The organism is Halovulum sp. GXIMD14794 (assembly GCF_054457455.1).
Genome location: NZ_JBTLNF010000012.1, coordinates 121,894 through 145,485, shown reverse-complemented (window position 1 = coordinate 145,485; position 23,592 = coordinate 121,894). Strand labels below are relative to the sequence as shown.

The window sequence follows — 23,592 nt, the reverse complement described above, 5'->3', positions numbered from 1 at the left end:
CGCTGGCGCAGCGCGGTGCATGAATGCGGCCACGCCCTCGCCTGCGCGGCGCTCGGCCTCGGCACGGTGCAGCGCGTGCTGCTGACCCCCGGCGGCGGCGAGATCCACCGCGACCGGGACGCGCGCGAGGGCCTGCTCCCGGATGTCGAGGCCGAGCTCGCGCTCACCCTCGCCGGCCGCGCCGCCGAACGCCTGGTGCTCGGTACGGTTTCCGCGGGGTCCGGCGGGGCCGAGGACAGCGATCTCGCGGTGGCAACCCGGATCGCGATCGCGATCGACACCGCCCTCGGCCTCGGCGCGCACGGGCCCACCTGGTCCGGCACGGCGGATCCGCTTCGGCATTTCGACGACCCGGACCTGCGCGCCCGCGTCCGCACCCGACTGGAGACTGCCGAGGAGCGCGCCACGCGGATCCTGCAGAAACACCGCGACCACCTCACCCGGATGGCCGGCGCGCTCCTGGCCGCGCGCGAGCTGCGCCCCCCGGCACTCGACCGCTGGCTGGCGCCGGTCGCACCGCAACTCGCAGCGCCACCGGATGCGCAGCACCGCGCCGCACCCACGCCCCCTGCCCCGGATCCCGTGCCTCTGGGCCCGCCGTCCGGATACCAACCTGACTGACACCTGCGCCGCAGCAGCCCGCCACCGCGCTCGGACACGCCTCCCACAGCCCGACCACCACAGGAGATCGCTATGACACACCCCACAGACCTCGCCGCCCGCATCCGCGCCGCCCTCGACGCATCCGGGACCGCACCGGCGCCCGACACCCTCGCCGCCGCCCCGCTGATCGACCCCTGGCAGGTGGCGGTCTCGCCCCACGCCCCGGTGGCCACCCTCCTCGGGAGCGTGACCGATCACCCGAGGCTGCCGGACGGACCGATCGACACCTCGGTGCTGCTCGCACTCGATCCGCAGGGCCGCTGGGCGCGCACGCTCAGCCGCTGGTACCGGCTCGGCACGCCCTATGCCGAGGCCACGCCTCCCGCTGAAGCCACGGCGCATGTGCTCGGCGCGGTAGCGGCGGGGTGCCGGCCGCTCTCGCATTGCGAGGCGGTCGCGTTCGTGGCGGCCCACAGGGAGCGGCTGAGAGCGGCGCTCGGGTCGGGGTGAGACGAAGAAAATGCGTGGACTAAGGAGACCACCGCCCCATAAACAACGACTGTCAAAAGGCTAGTAGTCCGAAGAGTACAAAAGCGACTTTCTATTTTGTGCAGCTCTTCTGGAAAGTGGTCGAGCCAGTCGCGCCGACTACCCGTTGAATACCGTACGCCCGCCGACGCGGATCTCGACAGGGACGCGGTAGCGCTCCAACGCGTCGGCGGCGATCTCGATCCCCAGTCCGGGCGCGTCGGGGACGTGGATCAGGCCCTCGGCATCGGGCGCGATATGGTTCGCCGTCAACTCGCGCGCCAGCGACTGCAGCGTCGTCGGGAACTCGCAGATCCGGTGTGCCTCGAGCCCGGCATAGGGCTGGAGCGAGGCCGACAGCGCCAGGTTCGAGGTGAACGTGTGGTTCACATAAGTCACGCCCTTCAAATCGGCATAAGCCGCCACATCGCGCGCCGGGCCGATGCCGCCGATCCGGCCGCAGTCGATCTGGATGTAGCCGACACCGCCGAAGTCGATCAGGTGCTGGGCCATGTGGCGGTTGTGCGCGGCCTCGCCCCCGGCAAGGCCGACCGTGTCCATCCGCTCAGACAGCGCGCCATAGGCGGCCAGCGCATCGCCCGCGAAGGGCTCCTCGTACCAGGTCACGCGGTTGCGCTCCATCGCCTCCAGCCGGGCAGCGGCCGCCTCGACATCCTCGCCGAAGATCTGGCCGGCGTCGATCAGCAACACGCCGTCCGGGCCAAGCCCCTCGCGCGCCGCGTCCAGCTGGTCGATATCGCCCTGAAGGCCGTCGCCGAAGGGCGCCCAGCCGAACTTGGCGGCACGGAACCCGTCGGCGCGGATCGTGCGCGCCCGCTCCAGAGTCTCTTGCGGGGTCGGGCCGAACAGGACCGAGGCATAGGGCAGCTTGGGATAGGCCGCCTCGTAGCCCAGCAACTTCCACACCGGCACGCCGCGTGCCTTGCCCAGCAGATCCCAGAGCGCCATCTCGATCCCCGACCAGGTGTGCGCGGCCTGTAGAAGGTCCATCGAGTTATAGGCCACTGCGGCCGCCATCGCCCGGATGTCCTCGGGCCCCTCAAGCGTCTGCCCCAGCACCGAGGCCGAGACCGGCTGGCACGCCCCATGCGACATCGGCGCGACGAAGGCGGCGATGGACGCCAGCGGCGAGGCCTCGCACTCGCCCCAGCCGGTCAGCCCGCCTGCCGAGACGCGCACCACCAGCGCATCCTGACTGCCATCGGCGGCGGTCGTAACCTCGGGCATCGACAGGTAGAAGAAATCGACGGCTTCGATTTTCATGGCGTGGCCTTCTTCAGCAGCGGTCATCACGCGCGGCGCAGCATCGCCACGGCGTCGGGATTGTCGGTCATCCCGGCCAGCGCGCCCAGGTTCAGCGAAATGCCCAGCCCCGGCGCTTCGGGGATGGGCAGCATACCGTCCGCATCCAGCGCCCAGGGCATCTCGGCCAGCTCGTCGATATAGGGCGAGCCGCCGATGAACTCGACCAGGTCCGCGGTCGGCACGGCAGCGGCGAGTTGCAAGTCCGCCGCCAGCCCGACAGCGGTGTTCCAGCCGTGGCCGACATACTTGATCCCGTGATCGTTCGCCGCGCGGGCGATGCGGATCTGCTCGGAAATGCCGCCAACCTTGGTCACGTCGGGCTGCACGATGTCGATGGCGCGCGCCTCGAACCACGGCAGAAAACTCTGGCGGCGGGTCAAGCATTCGCCAGTCGCGATCGGCACCGGGCTTTGCATCCGTAGCTCGCGGAAATCGTCCATCGCATCGGGGCGCAGGGCTTCCTCGAACCAGGCGACATCGTAATCGGCCAGCATCCGCGCGGTATTCAGCGCCCATTTCAACTCGTGCTGCCAGTCCGCGTCCGAGGCGCCCGCGTCCACCATCAGCTGACAATCGTCGCCGCACCCCTCGCGGGCGGCGCGAATGATCGCCTCGTCATGGGCGGCGCTGTCTCGGCGACCGAACGGGCCCCAGCCGATCTTGATCGCCCGGAAGCCCTGATCGCGGAAGAACGCCGTGCGGTCGCGCATCACGTCGGGCTCGTCCATCAGGATCGAGGCATAGGCCCGCACCTTGTCCCGATACGTCCCGCCCAGAAGCCGCGAGACCGGCTGGCCGGTCGCCTTGCCGAAGATATCCCAAAGCGCGATGTCGATCCCCGAGATCACATGCGTCAGCGTCCCGCCCCGGCCCATCCAGAACGTGTTCTGGTGCAGCTTCTCGGCCACGCGCATCGGCTCGTCCGCGCGTTCGCCGATCAGCAGCGGGCGCAACACGTCCAGCCCCGCCCGCGCCAGCGGCCCGTCGGTAAAGACCGAACCGATGCCGGTCAGCCCGCCGTCGGTCTCGACCACGATCAGCGCGTGGATCGAATCCTCGGGCTTGATCTCGTTCGCCCAGCCACCCTTGGGGGACCGGCCCTGCAAAGACAGGGACTCGACACGGGTTATCTTCATGGCAGCATCCTTGACAGGCGTATTATCGTATACGATTATACGAAAAACTCAGTCAGGGGAACCCATATGTCCGAAATTTCGCCCTCGACAGCGGGATCGCGCATCACCTGCGCGGTGGATTTCGGAAAACAGGGCCGCCAGCAGGCCTATGCCCGCGCGCCACTGTCACGGAACAACTCGGGCTGGGGCACGGTCGAGATCCCGGTGATCACAATCGCAAACGGCAGCGGACCCACCGTGCTGCTGACCGCCGGAGTGCATGGCGACGAGTACGAGGGGCAGATCGCCCTGTCCCGGCTGGCGCAAAGCCTCGATCCGGGGCAGGTGCAGGGCCGCGTCATCATCCTGCCCTGCGTCAGCGTGCCCTCGGCGGTGGCCGATACGCGGCTGTCGCCCATCGACGGCTGGGACATCAACCGCTGCTTTCCGGGCGATCCGCGCGGCAGTTTCACACCGATGCTGGCGCATTTCCTGGACTCGGTGGTGCTGCCGCATGCCGATGTCTCGGTCGATCTGCACACCGCCGGGCATTCGTTCGACTCGGCGCTCTCGACGAACATGCACCATTCGCCCGACGCGGCCCTGCGCGAGCGCACGATGGCCGCCGCCGCCGCCTTCGGCGCGCCCTACAATGTCGTGTTCAGCGGCGTGGATGAGGGCGCGACCTTCACCTCCTGCGTAGAGCGGCGCGGCATCCTCTCGCTGGGAACCGAGGTCGGCGGCTGGGGCCGGGTCAACGTCGACGGCGTACGCATCACCGAGCGCGGCGTGCGGAACATCCTCAAGCATTTCGGCGTGATCGAGGGCACGCCCGACACCACTCAGGACAATGGTGAAAGCGGCACAAGGCACATGATGGTCCGCTCCTCCGATGCCTATATCTTCGCCCCGCGCGACGGCCTGTTCGAGCCGCTGCACCGCACCGGCGAGGCGGTCGAGGCCGGGCAGCCCGCCGGCTATCTGCACAGCCCCGAGGATCTGGACACGCCGCCGCTGGAACTGTCCTATGCGCAGGGCGGCGTCCTTTGGATGGCGGCGGGACCGGGCCGGGCAAGGCGCGGCGACGCGGTTGCCGTGGTCATGGAGCCCTATTCCGATGACTGGTGACGGCACGCCGGGATGAACACCCGCCCCAACATCCTCTACATCATGTCCGACCAGCACGCGCGGGGGGTCGCCGGGTGCTATGGCGACAGGATCGTGCAGACGCCCGCGCTGGACCGGCTGGCCGCGACGGGTGTGACATTCGACGCGGCCTACTGCCCCTCGCCGATCTGCGTGCCCAGCCGGATGTCGGCCTTCACCGGGCAATGGCCCTCGGACCAGCAGTGCTGGACGCTTCAGGACCAGCTTGCCAGCGACCGCCCGACATGGATGCACGCACTGGGGCCAGCGGGCTACCGACCCACGCTGATCGGGCGGATGCATTCGGTCGGCCCGGACCAGCTGCACGGCTTCACAGATCGGCTGGGCGGCGACGCGGGCCCGCACTGGCCCGGCGTGCCGCGCCAGGATCTCGGGCCGCTTGCCGGGGCGCAGGGGCCGTGCGCCGACTCGCTGCGTCTGTCGGGGCCGGGGAACTCGGCCTATCAGAGCGTGGACGAGGAAACCGCCGCGCTGGCCTGCGACTGGCTGGCGGCGCGGGGGCAGACGGACGATCCGTTCTGCCTGATGGTCGGCTTCCTGCTGCCGCATTGCCCGTTCGTCGCCAACCCCGAGGATTATGACCTCTACCGGGGCCGGGTCGATAGCCCACGCCTGCCAAGGCCGGACCGCGAACACCCGTGGCTGGCGCAATGGCGCCGCGAAAGCGGGATCGAGACCCCTGCCCCATCCGACATCGCCCGCGCGCGGACAGCGCACTACGGGCTAGTCACCCGGCTCGACCGGCTGATCGGCGCGGTACTGGATGCGCTCGACCGTGCGGGGCTGACCCGGAACACGCTCGTCATCTACTGCTCGGACCACGGCGAGCAGATCGGCGAGCGCGGCCACTGGTGGAAGAACACGTTCTACGAACAGTCCGCCGGCGTGCCGCTGATCCTGTCGTGGCCCGGCCACCTGCCCGAAGGGCAGCGGCGGGCGCAGGTGGTCAACCTGACCGACCTTGCCGCCACGGTGATCGACACCGCCGGGGCCCCTGCCCTGCCCGCCAGCCGCGGGCGCAGCCTGCTGCCGGTCGCGCGCGATCCGGGCGCCCCGTGGCAAAACCGGACCTTCAGCGAATACGTCACCGACAGCATGGCGGGCTGGACCGGACCCGAGCCGACCTGTCAGCGCATGGTGCGCGACGGCGATCACAAGCTGATCTGGATCGACGGGTACGAACCGATGCTGTTCGACCTTGCGGCCGACCCGGACGAGATGCACGACCTTGCCCAAGACCCGGCCCACGCCGAGACCCGCGCCCGGCTGACGGCGCTGGTTCTGGAGGGCTGGGATCCGCAGGCGATCCGCGCGGCCGTCACCCGGCGCGAGGCGGAGAAGCGCATCCTTCACGGCTGGGCCGCGCAGACGCGCCCGCCGCTTCTCCATGTCCGCGATCTCGACCCGGCCGAAAGCTGGGTGGACGTACCCCCAAAGGAAAGGACCGCCCCTTGAAACGCGTTCTGATCATCGCGCTGCAACAGGAGGTTTCGACCTTCAACCCGGTTCCAAGCACCCGCGCCGATTATGCGTTTCACGCGGGCGAGGCGATGCGCGCGGCCTTTACAGGGACCAACACCTATGCCGGCGGCGCGCTGGAGGTGCTGGACGATGCGCCGAGCATCACCCCGGTCCCAGTCTACAGCGCGCTGGCCTGCAGCGCCGGTACGCTTGCCGCCGCCGACTGGCAGGCGATCCGGGCCGAGCTGCTGGAGGCCGTCCGCGCGGCGGCGGACGAGGGTGTGGACGGCGTGCTCTTCCTGCTGCACGGCGCAATGTCCGCAGATGGCCAGACCGACCCTGAGGGCGACGTGCTGGACGCAGTACGCCAGATCGTCGGCGATGGCCCCGCCTTCGCCATGTCGATGGACCTGCACGGCATCCTTACCGCGCGGATGCTGGCCGCCTGCTCCGCCATGGCGGCGCTGCGCACCTATCCGCATGTCGATTTCGCCGATGCCGGGGCGCGCGCCGCGCGGCTGATGATCGACCAGCTCGAAGGCCGCCTGCGCCCGGTCGCCGCCCGCCTGCGGGTGCCGATGCTGGTGCGCGGCGACCAGTGCATCACCGAAACCGGGATCTATGGCCGGTTCATCGCCCGCGCCGATGCCGAGGTCGGCAAGAACGACGTCGTCTCGGCGCAGGTGATGATCGGCAACCCGTTCACCGACGTACCCGAGCTGTGCTCGCAGGTCATCGCGGTCGCAAATGGCGACACCGAGGCCGCCGAACGCGCGGTGCGCCGCATCGCCGAAGGCTTCTTCGACCAGCGCGCGGCGATGCAGGCGGATCTGGCCTCGCTGGACGAGGCGGTGAACCACGCCCGGACCGGCCGCCTGCCGCTGATCCTGAAGGACGCCGCCGACGCGCCCAGCTCGGGCGGCTCGGGCGACAGCGTCGAGGTCCTGCGCGCGCTGGTCGACGCCGGGGTGACGGCGACGATCCTCGTCCCGGTCGTGGACGCCCCCGCCGTCCGGGCCGCCTTCGCCGCAGGGGTTGGCTCGACCGCCCGGTTCAGCCTTGGCGGCACCTGCGATCCGCGCTTCGCCCCGCTGGAACTGGAGGCGCAGGTCGCCATGCTCTCGGACGGGCGTTACCGGATGGAGACCTGGGGCGTGCCAGAGGACGCCGGACCCTGCGCCAAGCTGCGCGCGGGCAATGTCACGATCATCGCACACAGCAAGCCGGTGCAGCTGTTCGACCGCTCGCTGTTCCTGGCGCATGGCGAGCATCCGCAGGCGCATGACATCAACATCGTGAAATCCCCGCATTGTCAGCCGCAACTCTACGACGACTGGGCCGACACGGTGCTGTCAGTCGATGCGATCGGGGCGACCAGCGCGCAGGTGCAGACGCTGGGGCATGCGGTGTGCCAGCGCCCGCTCTACCCGCTCGACGACATTGCCACCTTCACTCCGGTGGTCGAAACCTACAGCTAGCCCTCAGAGGTTCCGCAGGCGCGGGTCCAGGCTGTCGCGCAGCCCGTCGCCAATGATGTTCAGACCCAGCACCGACATGGCGATGGCGACACCGGGCGTCAGGGCGATCCACGGCGCCTCCTGGATATAGGCCCGGCCCTCGGCGATGATGTTGCCAAGGCTCGGCGTCGGCGGAGGCGGACCGACACCCATGAAGCTCAGCACCGCCTCGGCCAGGATCGAGACCGAGAACACGAAGGTCATCTGCACGATCAGCGGCGGCAGCGAGTTCGGCAGGATGTGGCGCAGGATGATCCGCCTGTGCGGGGCACCGCAGGCACGGGCGGCCTCGACAAAGGGCATCTCGCGCACAACCAGAACGCTGCCGCGCACGATCCGCGCCGTGCGCGGCGTGAAGGTAATTGTCAGCGCCAGCGCCGCGTTCACCACCGAGGGCCCCAGCGCGGCGGCCAGCGCGATCGCCAGCAGCACTCCGGGAAAGGCCATCAGCCCGTCCATGACCCGCATCACCGGCCCGTCCAGCCAGCGGACATAGCCGGTCAGAGTGCCGATCACCGTTCCCAGGATCCCGGTTGCCGCCACCACCATCAACCCGACAAGCAGCGACAGCCGCGTGCCGTGGATCACCCGGCTGAGGATGTCGCGCCCGAACGCGTCGGTCCCGAACAGGTGCCCGTTTCCGGGGGCGGCCAGCATGGCGCGGTAGTTGTTCTCGTTCGGGTCGTGGGGCGCGATCACGTCCGCGAAGAGCGCCAACAGCACGATGCTGCCGAACAGCACGCCGCCGACCCGGATCGACCGGTGACGCAGCAATCCGCGCATCTGTCGCTGCGCCTCGCGCAGGGTGGCGCGAAACTGGCCGGTGGTCGCTATCGCGGCGCTATCGGACATTTCGGACCCTCGGATCGACCACGGTGTAAAGGATGTCGACGGCGATGTTGACGAAGACGAAGATCGCCGCCGTCATCAGCAGCCCGCCCTGCACGATGGGATAGTCACGGTTCTGGATCGCGCCGATGATCAGCCGCCCCACGCCCGGCAGCGAGTAGACCACCTCTATCACCACCGCGCCGCCCAGCAGGATGCCGGTCATCACGCCCACCAGCGTGATCACCGGGATCAGCGCATTGCGCAGCGCGTGCTTGAACAGCACCAGCCTGCGCGGCATCCCCTTGGCCTTGGCGGTGCGCACATAGTCCTGGCCCAGCTGCTCCAGCATGCCCGAGCGGACCATGCGCGCGATCACCCCCATCTGGGTAAACGCCAGCGTGCAGGCGGGCAGCGCCATGCTGCGCAGCCAGCCGACGGGATCCTCCGTAAACGGCACGTAGCCGCCGGTCGGGAACCACCCCAGCTCGACCGCGAAGAAAAAGATCAGCACCAGACCGAACCAGAAATCCGGCAGCGACAGGCCCAGCAGCGCGCCGGTCATCGCCGCCTGGTCGATCCAGGTGTTGTGATTGGTAGCCGAGACGACGCCCAGCACCACGCCGAACAGGATCGCCAGCAGCAGCGAGGCGGCGGTCAGCGACAGGGTGACGGGCAACCGTTCCAGCACCGCGCCCACGACGCTGCGGTTCAGCAGGTATGACTGGCCCAGATCGCCCTGCATGAGGTTGCCGTACCAGACCAGCGCCTGCTCGTGCATCGGGCGGTCCAGCCGCAATCGTTCGCGGATGGCGGCCAGTTCCTCGGCCGAGGCGTCGGGTCCGGCGATCTGCGAGGCCACGTCGCCCGGCACCAGCCACATGATCAGGAACGTCACCAGCGAGACGACGAACAGCACCGGGATCGCGGACAGCAGTCTGGAAAGGATGAAACGGTGCATCGCCTGCCTTGCCTTCGGGTCTTGGGCGCCCGCCGACGGATCGGCGGGCGCGGTACGGGGGGCGGCCCAGACCGCCCGCCGCTCAGGGAGACTACACTATTCCAGCCAGATATCGTTCAGCCGCGGCGCACGGAACGGCTTGAACCCTTTCAGACTGGCCGATCCGGCCTGCATCCGGCCGACGTCACCGATCTTGATCTGCGGCACCAGGTCGTAGACGGCGGTCTGGATGTCGGCGAAGGCTTGCTGCCGGTCCTCGACCGTGGCGCCGGTGATCAGCCGGTTGTAGGCATCGTCGATCACCGGATCGGTGCCGCGCTGGTGCGGCTGATCGCCGGTCATCTTGGCTGCGATGCCATAAGGGCCGAGGAAAGGCTCCAGCCCCTGCATCAGGGTCCAGCCGTTCCAGCCCTCGTCGGTCAGCCGGATCTTGAGCACCGTGGCCCAATCCAGCTGTTTGACGACCGCGTTGATGCCGATGCCCTTCAACTGCTCGGCGATGACCACGGCGGCGCGGCTGTGCTCCCCGTAGTTCGGATCGGTCAGGATCAGGAACTCCTCGCCGTCGTAAGCGGACTGCGCCAGGAACTCCTTGGCCTGGTCTGTATGCGCACCCTCGTAGATCTCCTTGCCGATATCGCCGGCGTTGTAGGTCCGGTCCGGGTACTGCCAGCCGTGGTTCAGATCGTAGAAGCCCTCGGTGGCGATCGCCATCACCTCTTCCGGCTCGATCGCGTGCAGCACCGCGCGGCGGAAGTTCACGTCATCCGTCGGCGCCAGCTTCCAGTTCATGATCAGCGTCAGGAAGGCCCATTGCCGGGCCTCGAACACGGTGATTTCCGCATCCGACATCAGCCGCTTGGCGGCAGGCACCGGCAACTGGTCGGCCCATTGCACCTCGCCCGCTTCCAGCGCGGCGATCCGCGCGCCGGCCTCGGGGACGATGCGATAGGTCGCGCTGTCCAGATAGGCGGTCTTCTTGCCGCCAAAGCCGGTCGGACCGTCGAAATCCTCGTTCGCGGTGTAGTCGGCGAACTTCTCCAGCTTCACATGGCTGTCGGGAACGTATTCGACGAACCTGTAGGGCCCTGTGCCGATAATCTCTATCTCGTTGGCGCCCTTCCCGGCCTCTTCCTCGGGGATGATGACGGCGGGCGCGCGGGGCGAGGCGAAGGCCTCGATGAAGGTCGGCGTCGCCTCACTCATGTGGAAGGTGATCTCGTAGTCGCCCGTCACCTCGATATCGGCCACCTTGTCGAGCATACCGCGCGTCGCGCCGAACTCGCGATACCGCTCGAGCGAGGCTTTTACGTCGGCAGCGGTCATCTCGTCGCCGTTGTGGAACTTCACGCCCTCGCGTAGCGGGAAGACATAGGTCATCAGGTCGTCCGACGGCTCGATGCTTTTGGCCAGCATCGGAATCGGGTTCACGTTCTCGTCGATGGTGACCAGCGACTCGAAGATATTCATGTTGATGTTGCGCGCGGATTCCGAGGACGAGGTCATCGCATCCAGGCTTGGCGGGTTCGCGCCCTGCGCAAGCACCAGCTCGCCCCCCTCCGTCTGCCCGTGCGCAGGCGCGGCGGCCAGCCCCGCGACGGTCGCGGCGGTCAGCAGTACACGCCTGACGACGCCCCTGGTTTCGGTTTTTGCATGTGGTCCGGTCATCTGTTCCTCCGTGTTGAACAGGCCCGCGACAGGGCGCTCTGGCGACGCTATTGAGTTTCGCGGGTCGATATCGTATTATCGTATACGATTATACGGTTAATTGGAACATCTAATTTTTCTGCGGACTGTGTCGCGCTCGGCTGATAGATGGCGGGATGCACGAAACGGCCGCCCGCGCGGCTGCCAGGGATAGGGAACGGATGGCTCGTACCGATAGCAAAAGCAGGATGACCCCCATCGCGCCGAAGATGCTGGCCGAGCGCATCGTCGAGTCCATCGTCGAGGCCGCCGCCCGTGGCCAGTTCCTGCCCGGCGACCGCATCGTCGAGGCCGAGGTCGCCCGCCAGCTGAACGTCAGCCGCGTTCCCGTGCGCGAGGCGCTGCGCCTGCTGGAAAGCCAGGGCGTGGTCGAGAACATCCCCTATCGCGGCATGCGCCTGATGGAGGTGACGCCCCACAGCATGAAAAGCCTGCGCAAGGTTCGCCTGGCGCTGGAGCTGATGGCCGCAAAGGAAGTCCAGGCCGCCGCCGCGAAGGACCCTGCCCTGCTGGACCCGCTGACCGACTGCGCCGAGCAGATCCGCGACGCCGCCGAACATGGCGACAGTTTCCGGCTGGCGATGCTGGACATGGATTTCCACCGGGTTCTGTGCAGCCTGACCGACAACCGCGCGCTGATGCAGGCGTGGGAGCCGCTGGCTCGGCAGCTTACGATCGTGATCGGCCTGTCCACCTTCCTTCAGGACAACCTGAAATTCGTCGTCCAGGAGCATTTCGACCTGGTAGACGTGCTACGAGACGGCGATCAGGCGGCGCTGGAAGAGACGATGGAGAAGCACATTCTCGAAGTGCCCGACGCGGTGAACTACGAGCGCCTGCGCGACCGGGGCGACGCTGCCGCTACGCCCTGAACGCACCGATCGGGAAATCGTCGCCGGTTCGCTGAAGCAGCGCGACGAGTTGCCTGTGCAGGTCGCGCCGGTCCCAGGCATGGGCCGGATCGCTCACAAGGTTGCGCTGCTCGTACGGGTCCTCGGCCAGATCAAACTGCATCCACGGGCGTACCCCGTCCGAATTGCCGATCACCACGTATTTCCGGTCCCGCGTACGGATCCCGCGCCATGTCTCATCATGATAGCGCCGTGCGGGGCGCACCTCGGCGGTGAACTCCAGCAGAACGCCCGCCTCCTCAGGCGCGGGACCGCCGCCAATCAGGCCCGAAAGGTCGCGGCCCGGGGCATCCGGCTCCTGCCCTCCGGCAAGGCCCGCCAGCGTGGGAAACAGGTCCTCGGTTCCGACCGGGGCGGCGCAGCGCCTGCCCGGCGGCACCAGCGCCGGGTCCGTGGCCCAGGCAATCATCGGCACCAGCACGGATTCCTCGTAGGGCTCCGCCTTGCCGAGCATCCCGTGACTGCCGCCAAGCTCGCCGTGATCCGACAGGAACAGCACCACCGTCTCGCGCCCGTTGGGCCGCGTGCGCAGCACGTCCAGCAGCGCGCCCATGTTGGCGTCGATCACTTCGATCATCGCGTAATAGGCCTGCATGTTGCGAGTGAAGATCGCGCGCCGCTCGTCGGGTGGGACATCCTCCATCCGCCGCCCCTGCCCCAGCATCCGGTGCCATTCCGGCGGAAAGGCCGCGATCCCCTCGACATCGACATTTGGGCGCGGCGTATAGGGCCCGCGCGCCCTTACGACCTCGACCGCCGCGTCGGGGGCGACAAAGGGCGGGTGCGGCGCCTCGACCGACAGGATCAGGAAGCCCGGATCGTCGCGCTTCTGCACCGCCCAGTCCTGAGCCAGCCCGAACAGGGCGTCGGTCTGATAGCCCTCCAGCCGCACCGGTTCCTGCGCGTCATCCTCGAACAGCCATGTGTCGTGGAAATCGTTGCGCAGTTCGAACCCGCGCCAATGCTCGAACCCGCGCCGGTGGCTGGCCGGGATCGGGGTCCGGTTCGCCTGCGCCAGCGTCTGCCCGCCCACGGTGCCGTAAAGCGAGTGCAGGTGCCACTTGCCGACATAGCCCGTGCGATAGCCCGCCGCCTGTACCGCCTCGCCCAGCGTCCGCTCGGCCGGGGACATCCGGTAGCCGAGCGCCGGGACCATGCGGGAATGGGCATATTCCCCCGTCATCATCGAGAACCGGAACGGCACACAGCACGGAAAGGTCGAGCACATCGCGTCGAACACCAGCCCGCCGCGCGCCATGCCGTCCAGAACCGGCGTGCGCACGTTCTGATCGCCGTAGAAGCCAAGAGCGTCGCGCCGCATCTGGTCGACCAGCACGACGATGATGTCGGGACGGGTGTCGGTCATGTCGGTCTGGCCTCCGGTGCTGGCACGTTGACTCGTCTCGGGCGGATTGTATAATCGTATACGATAATCGCAACCACCTTTCTCTGCGGTGGTTTTCCGACGATCCTCGGTCCCGACCGCCCGCCGGCAGGAGAAATGACAGCATGGACCAGCAGCCGCTTCTTTCGGTCAGGGGCCTGAGCGTGCACCTCGGCCCGCTCGCGCTGGTCGAGGGTGTGGATCTGGACCTTGCGCGGGGGCAGACGCACGGACTGGTGGGCGAATCCGGCAGCGGCAAATCGGTCTCGGCAATGGCGCTGATGCGGCTCTATGATCCGCGTCAGTTCCGCATCGAGGCCGACCGGATCGCTTTCGACGGTCGAGACCTGACCGCGATGGACAACAGGCAGATGCGGCGCATTCGCGGGGCCGAGATCTCGATGATCTTTCAGGAGCCGATGACCGCGCTGAACCCGGTACTGACTGTGGGCGAACAGATCGTCGAGACACTGCTGGTTCACCAGCGCCTGACCCGCACCGAGGCGCGGCGCAGGGCGCTGGAAATGCTGGACTGGGTGCGCATCCCCGCCGCCGCACGCCGCATGGACGAATACCCGCACCTTCTATCCGGCGGGATGCGGCAGCGCGTGATGATCGCCATCGCCATCGCCTGCAAACCGAAGCTGTTGATCGCCGACGAGCCGACCACCGCGCTGGACGTCACCATACAGGCGCAGATCCTCGACCTGCTGCACGAGCTTCAGGCCGAAATGGGCATGGGTATCCTGCTGATCACCCACGATCTGGGCGTGGTTGCGGGCTATGCCAACGATGTCTCGGTCATGTACGCGGGCCGCATCGTCGAGACCGGCAGCGTCACCCAGATCTACCGCACCCCGCGCCACCCCTATACCGAGGGGCTGATGCACAGCCATCCGCCGGTGGATCGGGATGTGGCCGAGCTGCCCACCATCCCCGGCACCGTGCCCCAGCCGCATGCCCGGCCGAACGGCTGCCGTTTCGGCCCACGCTGTCCGCATTTCCACGCGGCCTGCGATGCCGCCGACCCGCCGCTGATAGCCTTCGCGGGCGGCCAACGCGCTGCCTGCATCCGCCACAGCGACTACAAGCACCCTGCCGTTCACGAGGCCGCTCATGGCGAACGGTGATTTCGTTCGTGTCAGCGGCCTGACCCGGCATTTCCGGGTGGGCGCCAAGGGGCTGCTGGGCGGACAGCCTCAGGTCGTGCGGGCGGTGGACGACGTGTCCTTCTCGATCCCCAGGGGCGAGACGCTGGCGGTCGTCGGCGAAAGCGGCTGCGGCAAGACCACAGTGGGCCGACTGGTGCTGCGCCTGATCGAGGCCGACGACGGCCGGATCGAGATCGGCGGCACCGACTTGCGCGCTTTGGGCGACGATGCGCTGAGACGGTTCCGGCGCCGGATCCAGATCGTGATCCAGGACCCGTTCGGCTCGCTGAACCCGCGCATGACTATCGGCGCAATCATCCTGGAACCGATGGTAGTCCATGCCGAGGGCACCGACGCCACCCGCCGCGCGCGACTGGCCGAACTGCTGGACATGGTGGGCCTGCCGGCCGAGTTCGCCACCCGCTTCCCGCATGAATTGTCGGGCGGTCAGCGCCAGCGCGTCGGCGTCGCCCGCGCCCTGGCACTGGAGACCGACTTCCTTGTCTGCGACGAGGCGGTTTCCGCGCTGGATGTCTCGGTGCAGGCGCAGATCGTAAACCTGTTGCAGCGCATCAAGCGCGAGCAGGGGCTGACCTATCTGTTCATCAGCCATGACATGGCCATCGTCCGGCACATGGCCGACCGGATCGCGGTAATGTACCTGGGCCAGATCGTCGAGACCGGACCGAAGCACGCGGTCTTCGACCGGCCTGCACATCCCTATACGCAGGCGCTGCTGGCCTCGGTCCCGCGCTCCGAGCCAGGCAAGCGCCCTGCCCCGGCGGTGCTGGGCGACATTCCCAGCCCCATTGACCCGCCCTCCGGCTGCCGGTTCCACACCCGCTGCCCCCACGCGGCCGACATTTGCCGGACGCAGCAGCCCCGGCCCGTCGCCCTGGGTGCGGCACACAGCGCCAGCTGCCACCTGCTGGACCCCGACACCTCGCTTGATACGCGGAGCACACCATGAGCAAAGCGCCGAACATCGTCCTGATCTTCTCGGACCAGCACCGGGCCGACGCAATGGGCTGCGCGGGCAGCGCCTTTGTGCAGACGCCGAACCTCGACCGGCTGGCAAGCGAGGGCGTCCGCTTCGACCGCGCCTATACTCCCTGGCCGGTCTGCACCCCAGCACGGGCCACGATGTGGACCGGCGTCTATCCCAGCGCGCACGGGATCATCGACAATGTCTACGGCATCGACAACGCCTTTGCCGAGGTGGGCGCGGTCAAAACAACCGTGTTCGACCGGCTGAAGGCCGCCGGCTATCGCACCGCGCACTTCGGAAAATGGCACTTGGGCGAAGCGCAGCCGCCCTTCTTCGACGTCTGGCAAGAGAGTTTCAACTCGCGTTGTGGGCACTGGATCGACGGCAAGCTGGACGGCGAGTATCGCCCCACGGTGCAGACCGACGCCTGCATCGAATACCTCGAGGAGCAGGCCGCCGAAGGCAATGCGCAGCCCTTCGTCATGGTCCAAAGCTATTACCCGCCGCACGATCCTTTCACCGCTCCGGCCCGTTTCTACGAACCCTACCGCCACAGGGGAGTGCCCTTCGCCGGGTACTACGCTGCCGTCAGCGCGCTTGACCACGAAATCGGGCGTATCATGGACGCGCTCGACCGGACCGGGCTGCGGCGCGAGACACTGGTGATCTACTATTCCGACCACGGCGAGACTTTCCTCTACCGCGCCGAGGGCGAGCACAAGTTCGTCTGCCACGAAGAAGCGATCCGCATCCCGATGATCGCATCCTGGCCGGGGACCGCACCGGCGGGGGCCGTGCGTTCCCAAATTGTCGGGCTTCAGGACCTGACGCCGACGCTGCTGGATGCGGCTGGGCTTGCGCCCGAGGGCCCGTGCCACGGTGATAGCCTGATGCCATTGGTCCGCGGCGCTTATGTGCCGGAGTGGCGGCAAGGGTACTACGTTCAGAACATCACCCATGTCAGCGGGATCGTTCAGCGCGCCTGGCTGGAGGACGGCTGGAAGCTGATCCTGTCGCAGACCGGGGCGCACGAGCTTTACAACATCAACGCCGATCCCGAGGAAGAGATAAACATCTTCGACGTCCCGCGCCCGGACCCGGGGTTCGAGCGCTACAAGCATTATGCCCCGCAAACCGGCACGATCGAGGCCTTGCGTGCCCAGGCATTGGCCTTTGCCAGCCGGATCGACGATACCGAGGGCATCGCGCTGCTGTCGACCTAGGCATTTGCAGGCAAATCTGGCCATATTGAAGTCCTGACAATAGCTATCCAACTGTAAATACACAGTATTATTGATTGTCAGCTGACAACCCCGGCTTTTCTGCACTGCATGACGCTGCTCATCATCGGGACGATGCTGAATTTCCCACTCGCAGCCTTCTGCGTCAAGCGCCTGAGATAGGCTCCGGGCGTTTTGATGCTGGAATGCTTCTCGAGGATGCATAGAACTGCCAAAGCCGCCTGCTGTGGGCCCATCACCTGCCGCGCCTGAGCGACCACCGGCCAGTCGATCCCCAGCATTGGCGCGGCCCTGTCCGAGATTGAAATCAGCGAGCCCCAATCGCCAATCCTCTCAGCAAAAAGCGACCGGGTTTCGGTGCAGCATTCAACGAATTCGTGCAACGAGGGCCCCTGCCCTTTCCCTGCCGTCTGCAGTGTGTCAGCCGTCGCCGTATCGGCTGGATCTTCAGAGTCAGAACAAGTTTTTTTTGTAGTCTGTATGTGCCGCTCATTCTGGCTGTCGGTGCCGCCCGAAACGCATGACTGAGTGTGGGAAATGCGCAGCTCGGGGACGGTGGCGCCAGGCAGCAAGTCGAGCTCGGCGGCAAGGGCTTGCCGCGCTGAGGTCAACACGTCCAGGTCCGGTTTGCGGCGCAGCAGCAGTCGGGTCGCCTCAAGAAGCTCGGTGTGGCGTCCGGGGGCCGTGCGTTCGATGAGGTCCTGGCGCAGTTCCGCGACCTGATCGCGCAGCAGCATGGCCCGCGCACGCTTCTCGCGGCAGTCCAGTGCGGTCGAGAAGATCCCGGCGGCATTCAGCGCCAGCGGCGACAGATCGAACCCGAAGGCGAGCGCCACGCCTTGTCCGGTACGACGGGCATAGCGCTTGCGGTTCGGGCTGTCGTGACGGCTGACAACGCCGAGGGCAACCAGCTGGCTCAGATGCCGCCGCAACGTGCTTTCGGGCATGCCGTTGAGCCGCTCTGCCAGTACCCGGTTCGAGGGGAACACGGTGGCGCGGACAGGGTCCGGGCTGATGTGCCGGTCCGGCAAAAAGGTCATCAGTGCGCGCAATACGTTCAGGGTGCGATGGGTCAGGCCGATGGGCTCGGCCGCTTCGGTCAGCGCGTCGAGGATTTCCCATTTGCATGGCTCCGCCGACGCCTGGACAGCCTCCTCCGGCCGCCCAAACTCGATTTGGGACGCATGTTTCATGTAATTTCACTGAAGACAACACTTCCCCGCCTCCGCAGCGCACTGCGGAGTTGACAGGATCAGATGTTGGGCGCTATCTCAGAGGTGCGAGCTAAGAGAAGGCCTTCCGGGTGCGATCCTGGGGGGTCTTTTTTTATGCTGTCCTGCTCTGTGCCTCCTTTACTGGTTTCCCTCTTCGCTGCGCTGGTTCTTCCAGCGTTCGTGAAGCTCCTGCAGCACTGCCTCTGCGTTGTCGTTCAGCCAAAGGTCGAAGCCTTCGGCGGTATTGGCGGGGATCGATACGCTGACCCCGCGTTTTGTGGCCCGGACTTCGCCCAGGGCCTTGCCATCCGTGCTGCGCACCGTGCGCGGCTTCGGTGGGGCAGGGGGCCTGGATCGGGTTTCGGGTTTCCGTGCCGCGCGCTCGAACACTGCTTCGAAACGGGCGTCGGATTCGAGCGTGACGAACTCGGGCCGTTTCATGAACGTCGCGGCGCGAGACCGGGCCGCCGTGTCCTGGAACAGCGTGGCCAGCGCCATCCATCGGTCGCGCCCGATACCGGGGGCCGAGCCGATCTGGCGCAGGAAGGGCAGGTCGAATGCGGTGCCCACCTTCAGCATCCGGCTGACCATCGGCAGATCTATCGACAGCGCCGCCGCGATTGTCTGCCGGTCATAGCCGGCGTCCTGCAATTGCGCGGCGAAACTGGCCTTCTCGATGAACGACAGGTCCTGCCGCGAGGTGTTTTCCTGCCCCTGCGCCATGACCAGCGCATGATCGTCGAGTTGACGGACCATCGCCTTCATCGGCAGGCCCAGTTCGCGCAGCGCCTTCATCCGGCGCCGGCCATAGACGATCTCGTAGCGGCCCTTGGTCTTGGGATGGGGCCTGAGCAGCACCGGAACCTGCTGGCCATAGGTCGCAAGGCTTTCCTTCAGCTGGGAAAATGCCTGGCTGTCCTGTCCCAGCCGGTCCTCGATCCCGGCATCGTCGATCAACGCGGCGTCGATTTCCTGAACCGCGTTCTCCTGCAGCTTGGTCAACGAGGATTGCAATGCCCCGACAGCGCCCTTGGGCATCATCCGAGGGCGCGGCGCGCTGTCCTTCTCGGCCGTTGCCTTTGCTGTCGTCGTCAGTATGCCCTTGCGTGCCATCAACGCCCCCATGCCTGTTGGAGAAGCGACTCTATTTCGTCATTCACCAGATTCAGTGAATCCATCGCACGGTCATATGTCGTGCGGTGAAACTGGGATCTTTCAACCTCGTAGATGGTCTGATGCGTCAGCCCCGCATCTGAGATCGCAGTCGATTTCAGCATCGGTGCGACCATCACCTCGTTCCCGAACAATTGCCGCAGGAAAGCGACGACCTGCTGCTGCGGCCCGTCGTTCGGCTCGTACCGGTTGATCAGGAAGCGCAGGAAATCAAATTCCATGCTGGCGCCGGCTTCGGACACCACGTCCAGAAGGTCGGCGCTCATCTGCAGGAACTGCGACATGGACGCGATGTCCAGCATGTTCGGCACGACCGTGATCAGCACGCCCGTGGACGCGCACAGGGCTGAGAGCGTCAGGTAGCCCAGTTGCGGCGGGCAATCGAAGATCACCACGTCGTACTCGGCCTCTACCTCCTCAAGTACCGCTGCCATGCGGCTGAAGAAAGGGGGCTGCACATTGTTGATCAGCGCTTGAGGGGTCTCGTGCTCAAACTCTTGCAGTAACAGTCCCGCAGGTGCTAAGTTTATGTTTTCAAAGAATGTTTTCTGGATGATCGCGGAAAGGGGCAGGGGGTCTTCATAGCGGATTGCATCATAGATCGTGCCCGATTCCAAGAAATCGTATTCGGGCCGAAACCCGAACAGCGTCGTCAGCGAGGCCTGCGGGTCGATGTCCACCGCCAGCACGCGGTAGCCTTTCAACGCCAGCCGTTGCGCGGTATGGACCGAGCTGGTCGTTTTGCCGCTGCCGCCCTTGAAGTTGAGAAAAGACAGAACCTGGAGCTTCTCGCCCGGCCTGCGTCCCTTCAGATAGCTGTATTTTGTCTTGGCCGTCGTCTCGAGAATGCGCCGGATCTCCATCACCTCGGTGGCGGAATAGTGGCGCCGCCCGCCGGGAGAGGTGTGAACCTCGGGGATCTTGCCGTCGAAATGCAGCTTGCGCAGGAAACTGGTCGAAATCCCCAGTAGTTCCGCGGCCTCACCGGCCGTGAACGGGCGCAGGACCTTCTTGGCATCGGGCGAGAATACCTGCAGCATATGGTTCTGCAGGGCTTCGCTGAGGTTCTCGGCATTCTCTCGAACGCGCTGGTTGATGGTTAATGCCTGGAGCACTGCGGCCTCGATCTGATTAGTAACGCTCGTTTCCGATAGCGCACTTTTTTCCGTTTTTATGCACCGGGCGCGGAATATTGCAACAATTTCTTTGGAATGCGCGGGTTTAGCGGAACGTCAAAATATGGTGGATGAGGTGGGCAGGGGCACTATTTCCAGCGTAGGGTCCTGAAAACATGTTCAAAACCTGTGGCGCACGCTGGTGGGCACTGCGTTTGGCCCGGCGCGTTGTTTCCGCCTGCATCCCGCTGCGGAGGATACGCAGGGCCGAATCGTCGGAGGCTGGAAAGCCGGCTTGGGGCTTGAAATCCTCTCCAGACTCACTAAGTTAGCTAGGTAGCTGGCTAGATGGCCGGTGTCACTTTCTGGAAGGTGCCCCATGTTGACGCTTCAGGATGCCAAGAATCGATTTAGCGCCGTTGTCGATGCGGCACTGGCGGGTCGTCCGCAGGAAGTCTCGCGCCGGGGCAAGCCTGCGGTCGTTGTCGTCTCGGCCGTGGAATACGCGCGCCTTGTCGCCGCTGCCGGCGAAAAACGCGGCAGCTTCGCCCAGCACCTGATGTCCTATCCGGGCGAAGACGTGCCGCGGGCCGCTGCAAAGCCGCGCGACGTCGCGTTGTGAGTTTCATCCTCGACACGAATGTCGTCTCGTCGGTCCGGCGGCCCGATCGTGCCCCCCAGGTCGCGGCGTGGCTCGAAGCGCAGAACGAGTCCGAACTGTTCCTAAGCGTGATCACCTTGGGCGAGATCGAGCGGGGCATCCGCCTGCAAGAGCCGCGCAACTCGGCGTTCGCAGCTGACCTGCGCCGTTGGCTGGACCGGACAGTGACGATTTTCGCGGACCGTGTCCTAGAATTTACCGCCGCGGATGCGCTGGTCTGGGGGGATCTGTCTGCGCGGATTGGGCATCCAGGCGCCGACCTGATGATAGCGGCGCAAGCGCTCAGTCGTGATGCCGCGGTTGTGACCGGCAATGCCGCGGACTTTACGCCTACCGGTGTGCTGGTGGTCGATCCGTTTTGAGGTTGCTGGGGGCGCTACCCATCCAGCATCCCCTGCGCACGCGCGCGATCCACAAGCATCTTCACGGAGGACAGGCTCCAGCGCGAAGCGCCGCGCGGCGTACGCTCGCGCAGGTCCTGAAGCCGGTCCGCGATCTGGCGCAGGGTCGGGCGCGGTTCAGCACCCGCGATCGCTGCAACAACCGCAGTTAGGTGGTCATTTCGGTGCTGTGGCGGCGCGCGCTCCATGACGGCGGCATCCAGAATACCTTCCTTCACGAAGCGCCGTGCGGCCCGTTTCAGGCGTTCGGGGCTCCATTCCTGATTTCCACGGGGCAGGCTGGCATTGACCATGTCGGTCACCGTCTGCCAGTCCCGTTCTGGTCGGTGCCTGCGAACGATGGGCACCCATTCCCCCGAGGTGCGGAGCAGCGCATGCATGAAGGCGCTGTCGCGTGCGAGCGCGTTCTTGCGGATCGCGGCGGCATCCTTCGCCCGCAGCCCCGGATTGCCGCCCACGCGCCCGGCCGCCCGCGCCACGCGCAGTCCCGCTTGCGTCCGCTCTCGGATAAGCGCGCGTTCAAGTTCGGCGACCGATCCGAGGATCTGGAGGGTGAACCGGCCCTGGGGGGACGCGGTATCGACCGGATCGCCCAGTGAGCGGAAATGCGCGCCGCGTGCATCCAGCGCCTCGATCACGGACAGCAGGTGGGCCAGAGACCGGGCGAGGCGGTCCAATCGCACGATCACCAGCGTATCGCCAGGTTCGATGCGATCGAGCACCCGCGCCAGTACCGGGCGCGCCCGGTTGCCGCCTGAAGCGTACTCTTCATGGATGGTCGTGCAGCCCGCCGCCGCGAGTTCGCGGATCTGCGGGTCGAGCGACTGCTCTCCGGTAGAGACGCGGGCGTATCCGATAAGGGCCATACGCTGGTTTTAGCCCGGAATTTTCAATTGGGGAAGTTGCAACGAAACGGTCGATTGAAAACATCGACACAGGCCCGGAACCTGCAGTCTCTCTCGTCACGCTCAGTGCCCCATGGCCCGTTTTCCCTTGCTGAGCAGGGCCTGAGGGCCACTCGGCGTGAAATCCGGGGCCAGGATCGAGCTTTGGTGTCGATTTCCGGAGCGGATCTGGCAACATGGGTCCAGATGGGGGTTATCAATCCACATAGGCAAGTTCAAATAAGTGCTTTTAATTGAACTTGCAGTAGGAATACAAAGCTTACTCAATATGATAGGGATGGGAAAATTGAGGCTCGGGGGTGTCCCGATCAGTCGCCGAGGGGCGCGGAATGCGGGGGTGGGCAGGGCGGCCTCCCATCTGGGAGACAAGCATCTCGATCTTCGCGACTTCGACGTCACTGTTCGTCGCATCTCCGGTTCGCGCGTCGTCGTGAGAGGGGGCGGACCGCGGCCTCACCGGGGATACCCCCCCGCCGGATAACCTTCAACACAGCCCAGTCCAGGCCTTGTTGTTGTAGGTTGTTCACGAATCCAGAACAGGGAGAGCCATCTCTCCCCTTCCGCCACACAAATTGAGGATGACCCTCTTTAAGGGCAACGCGACAGCGGCAGGTAGCCGTGGCTGATATCCCCAGTGCAAGCTTGCGTCGGTAATGCGCAGGAACTATACTCCTTTATCATCCGTATGCACCGAGAGGCCTTAATGGGACGTGTCAAAGTGAATCTGACTCTCGACGCGGACGTTGCGGAAACGGCGCGCTCCCTGGGGCTGAACATGTCTCGGCTCGCGGAGAGGGCTATTGCCGAAGCTGCCAAGGTGGAGCGGAACCGGCGCTGGCGGGAGGAAAACCAGGCCGCAATCGCTCTCTACGAATCCGAAATGGAATCCGAGGGCCTGGCGCTGGCCGGATACCGCAGCTTTTAGGCTGTAGGTATGGCGCAATTCGATCTTTACCGCCTGAAAAGCGGCCAACTCGTGGTAGATCTGCAGACTGACCTGATTGGTATCGACGCTTCGCGCATTGTGGCGCCGCTGCGGGAGGCCGGACGCTACGCAGATTTTCCCGGTCTGACGCCGACGATCGAAATCGAAGGAACGAAGTGGGTCGTTCGGATTCTGGAACTGGCAGCGGTTCCGGGCGTGGAGTTGCGAGAGCCAATCGCGTCAATCAGTGAACATCGAGATGTGCTGAAGCGGGCCCTCGATATCCTGATCGACGGCTTCTGAAGCGTAA

Annotated in this window: 23 protein-coding genes; 13 read left to right on the top strand and 10 right to left on the bottom strand. The window is 66.1% G+C overall.

Annotated elements, in window-relative coordinates; translation table 11 throughout:
* A partial coding sequence (locus tag ACW9UR_RS24495) for a M41 family metallopeptidase (protein ID WP_458919702.1) occupies positions 1-621 on the top strand: 621 nt, incomplete at its 5' end.
* Positions 622-693: 72 nt separating this feature from the next.
* Positions 694-1,113, top strand: coding sequence for a DUF6634 family protein (locus ACW9UR_RS24490; RefSeq protein WP_458919701.1), 420 nt, complete (start codon positions 694-696; stop codon positions 1,111-1,113).
* A gap of 138 nt (positions 1,114-1,251) precedes the next feature.
* Here the strand turns inward: ACW9UR_RS24490 and ACW9UR_RS24485 are convergent, their stop codons facing one another.
* Both ACW9UR_RS24485 and ACW9UR_RS24480 read right to left on the bottom strand, forming a co-directional pair.
* Positions 1,252-2,415 (bottom strand): mandelate racemase/muconate lactonizing enzyme family protein, encoded by a 1,164-nt coding sequence (locus ACW9UR_RS24485; RefSeq protein ID WP_458919700.1) that lies wholly within the window; start codon positions 2,413-2,415, stop codon positions 1,252-1,254.
* Positions 2,416-2,441: 26 nt separating this feature from the next.
* Positions 2,442-3,593, bottom strand: coding sequence for a mandelate racemase/muconate lactonizing enzyme family protein (locus ACW9UR_RS24480; protein WP_458919699.1), 1,152 nt, complete (start codon positions 3,591-3,593; stop codon positions 2,442-2,444).
* Positions 3,594-3,659: 66 nt separating this feature from the next.
* On the opposite strand from ACW9UR_RS24480, the gene ACW9UR_RS24475 reads away from it, so the two are divergent.
* The 3 genes from ACW9UR_RS24475 to ACW9UR_RS24465 are packed head-to-tail and all read left to right on the top strand — an operon-like array spanning position 3,660 to position 7,678.
* Positions 3,660-4,700 (top strand): succinylglutamate desuccinylase/aspartoacylase family protein, encoded by a 1,041-nt coding sequence (locus tag ACW9UR_RS24475; RefSeq protein WP_458919698.1) that lies wholly within the window; start codon positions 3,660-3,662, stop codon positions 4,698-4,700.
* A 12-nt stretch (positions 4,701-4,712) separates the two neighbouring features.
* Positions 4,713-6,194, top strand: a complete 1,482-nt coding sequence (locus ACW9UR_RS24470) for a sulfatase-like hydrolase/transferase (protein ID WP_458919697.1) — start codon at positions 4,713-4,715, stop codon at positions 6,192-6,194.
* Positions 6,191-7,678: a M81 family metallopeptidase gene (locus ACW9UR_RS24465; RefSeq protein ID WP_458919696.1), complete on the top strand. Its 1,488-nt coding sequence runs from the start codon at positions 6,191-6,193 to the stop codon at positions 7,676-7,678. The genes ACW9UR_RS24470 and ACW9UR_RS24465 overlap by 4 nt, the downstream gene beginning before the upstream one ends.
* Before the next feature lie 3 nt (positions 7,679-7,681).
* Here the strand turns inward: ACW9UR_RS24465 and ACW9UR_RS24460 are convergent, their stop codons facing one another.
* The 3 genes from ACW9UR_RS24460 to ACW9UR_RS24450 form a co-directional block, all read right to left on the bottom strand.
* Entirely contained in the window at positions 7,682-8,569 is an 888-nt protein-coding gene (locus ACW9UR_RS24460) for an ABC transporter permease (protein WP_458919695.1), read from the bottom strand.
* Complete coding sequence (locus ACW9UR_RS24455; RefSeq protein WP_458919694.1) at positions 8,559-9,506, bottom strand: ABC transporter permease; 948 nt, start codon at positions 9,504-9,506, stop codon at positions 8,559-8,561. The genes ACW9UR_RS24460 and ACW9UR_RS24455 overlap by 11 nt, the downstream gene beginning before the upstream one ends.
* A 96-nt stretch (positions 9,507-9,602) precedes the next feature.
* Positions 9,603-11,174 (bottom strand): ABC transporter substrate-binding protein, encoded by a 1,572-nt coding sequence (locus tag ACW9UR_RS24450; RefSeq protein WP_458919693.1) that lies wholly within the window; start codon positions 11,172-11,174, stop codon positions 9,603-9,605.
* A 227-nt stretch (positions 11,175-11,401) separates the two neighbouring features.
* Between ACW9UR_RS24450 and ACW9UR_RS24445 the strand changes: the two genes are divergently transcribed.
* Positions 11,402-12,085: a GntR family transcriptional regulator gene (locus ACW9UR_RS24445; RefSeq protein ID WP_458919692.1), complete on the top strand. Its 684-nt coding sequence runs from the start codon at positions 11,402-11,404 to the stop codon at positions 12,083-12,085.
* Here ACW9UR_RS24445 and ACW9UR_RS24440 read toward each other — a convergent pair.
* A complete protein-coding gene (locus tag ACW9UR_RS24440; RefSeq protein ID WP_458919691.1) occupies positions 12,075-13,490 on the bottom strand; it encodes a sulfatase-like hydrolase/transferase in 1,416 nt (471 codons plus the stop codon). The two genes, ACW9UR_RS24445 and ACW9UR_RS24440, sit on opposite strands and share 11 nt — an antisense overlap.
* A gap of 143 nt (positions 13,491-13,633) precedes the next feature.
* Here ACW9UR_RS24440 and ACW9UR_RS24435 point away from each other — a divergent pair, with 143 nt between their 5' ends.
* From ACW9UR_RS24435 to ACW9UR_RS24425, 3 genes are read left to right on the top strand one after another with little or no spacing between them, the layout of a single operon-like run.
* Complete coding sequence (locus ACW9UR_RS24435; RefSeq protein WP_458919690.1) at positions 13,634-14,638, top strand: ABC transporter ATP-binding protein; 1,005 nt, start codon at positions 13,634-13,636, stop codon at positions 14,636-14,638.
* Positions 14,625-15,629, top strand: a complete 1,005-nt coding sequence (locus tag ACW9UR_RS24430; protein ID WP_458919689.1) for an ABC transporter ATP-binding protein — start codon at positions 14,625-14,627, stop codon at positions 15,627-15,629. The genes ACW9UR_RS24435 and ACW9UR_RS24430 overlap by 14 nt, the downstream gene beginning before the upstream one ends.
* Positions 15,626-16,870, top strand: coding sequence for a sulfatase family protein (locus ACW9UR_RS24425; RefSeq protein WP_458919688.1), 1,245 nt, complete (start codon positions 15,626-15,628; stop codon positions 16,868-16,870). The genes ACW9UR_RS24430 and ACW9UR_RS24425 overlap by 4 nt, the downstream gene beginning before the upstream one ends.
* A gap of 77 nt (positions 16,871-16,947) precedes the next feature.
* On the opposite strand, the gene repC is transcribed toward ACW9UR_RS24425, so the two are convergent.
* From repC to repA, 3 genes are all read right to left on the bottom strand, one after another.
* Positions 16,948-18,081, bottom strand: a complete 1,134-nt coding sequence (gene repC / locus ACW9UR_RS24420) for a plasmid replication protein RepC (RefSeq protein ID WP_458919687.1) — start codon at positions 18,079-18,081, stop codon at positions 16,948-16,950.
* A gap of 159 nt (positions 18,082-18,240) precedes the next feature.
* Positions 18,241-19,215, bottom strand: coding sequence for a plasmid partitioning protein RepB (gene repB, locus ACW9UR_RS24415; protein ID WP_458919686.1), 975 nt, complete (start codon positions 19,213-19,215; stop codon positions 18,241-18,243).
* A complete protein-coding gene (gene repA, locus ACW9UR_RS24410; protein ID WP_458919705.1) occupies positions 19,215-20,315 on the bottom strand; it encodes a plasmid partitioning protein RepA in 1,101 nt (366 codons plus the stop codon). The genes repB and repA overlap by 1 nt, the downstream gene beginning before the upstream one ends.
* Positions 20,316-20,769: 454 nt before the next feature.
* On the opposite strand from repA, the gene ACW9UR_RS24405 reads away from it, so the two are divergent.
* Entirely contained in the window at positions 20,770-21,012 is a 243-nt protein-coding gene (locus ACW9UR_RS24405) for a type II toxin-antitoxin system Phd/YefM family antitoxin (RefSeq protein ID WP_458919685.1), read from the top strand.
* Positions 21,009-21,413 carry a PIN domain-containing protein gene (locus ACW9UR_RS24400; RefSeq protein ID WP_458919684.1) on the top strand — a complete coding sequence of 135 codons (405 nt, stop codon included), beginning with the start codon at positions 21,009-21,011 and terminating at the stop codon, positions 21,411-21,413. The genes ACW9UR_RS24405 and ACW9UR_RS24400 overlap by 4 nt, the downstream gene beginning before the upstream one ends.
* Positions 21,414-21,427: 14 nt before the next feature.
* On the opposite strand, the gene ACW9UR_RS24395 is transcribed toward ACW9UR_RS24400, so the two are convergent.
* Positions 21,428-22,318, bottom strand: a complete 891-nt coding sequence (locus ACW9UR_RS24395) for a recombinase family protein (protein WP_458919683.1) — start codon at positions 22,316-22,318, stop codon at positions 21,428-21,430.
* A gap of 757 nt (positions 22,319-23,075) precedes the next feature.
* Here ACW9UR_RS24395 and ACW9UR_RS24390 point away from each other — a divergent pair.
* Positions 23,076-23,282 carry a type II toxin-antitoxin system CcdA family antitoxin gene (locus tag ACW9UR_RS24390; RefSeq protein WP_458919682.1) on the top strand — a complete coding sequence of 69 codons (207 nt, stop codon included), beginning with the start codon at positions 23,076-23,078 and terminating at the stop codon, positions 23,280-23,282.
* 9 nt (positions 23,283-23,291) lie between these two features.
* Complete coding sequence (locus tag ACW9UR_RS24385) at positions 23,292-23,585, top strand: CcdB family protein (protein WP_458919681.1); 294 nt, start codon at positions 23,292-23,294, stop codon at positions 23,583-23,585.
* Positions 23,586-23,592 lie beyond the last annotated feature (7 nt).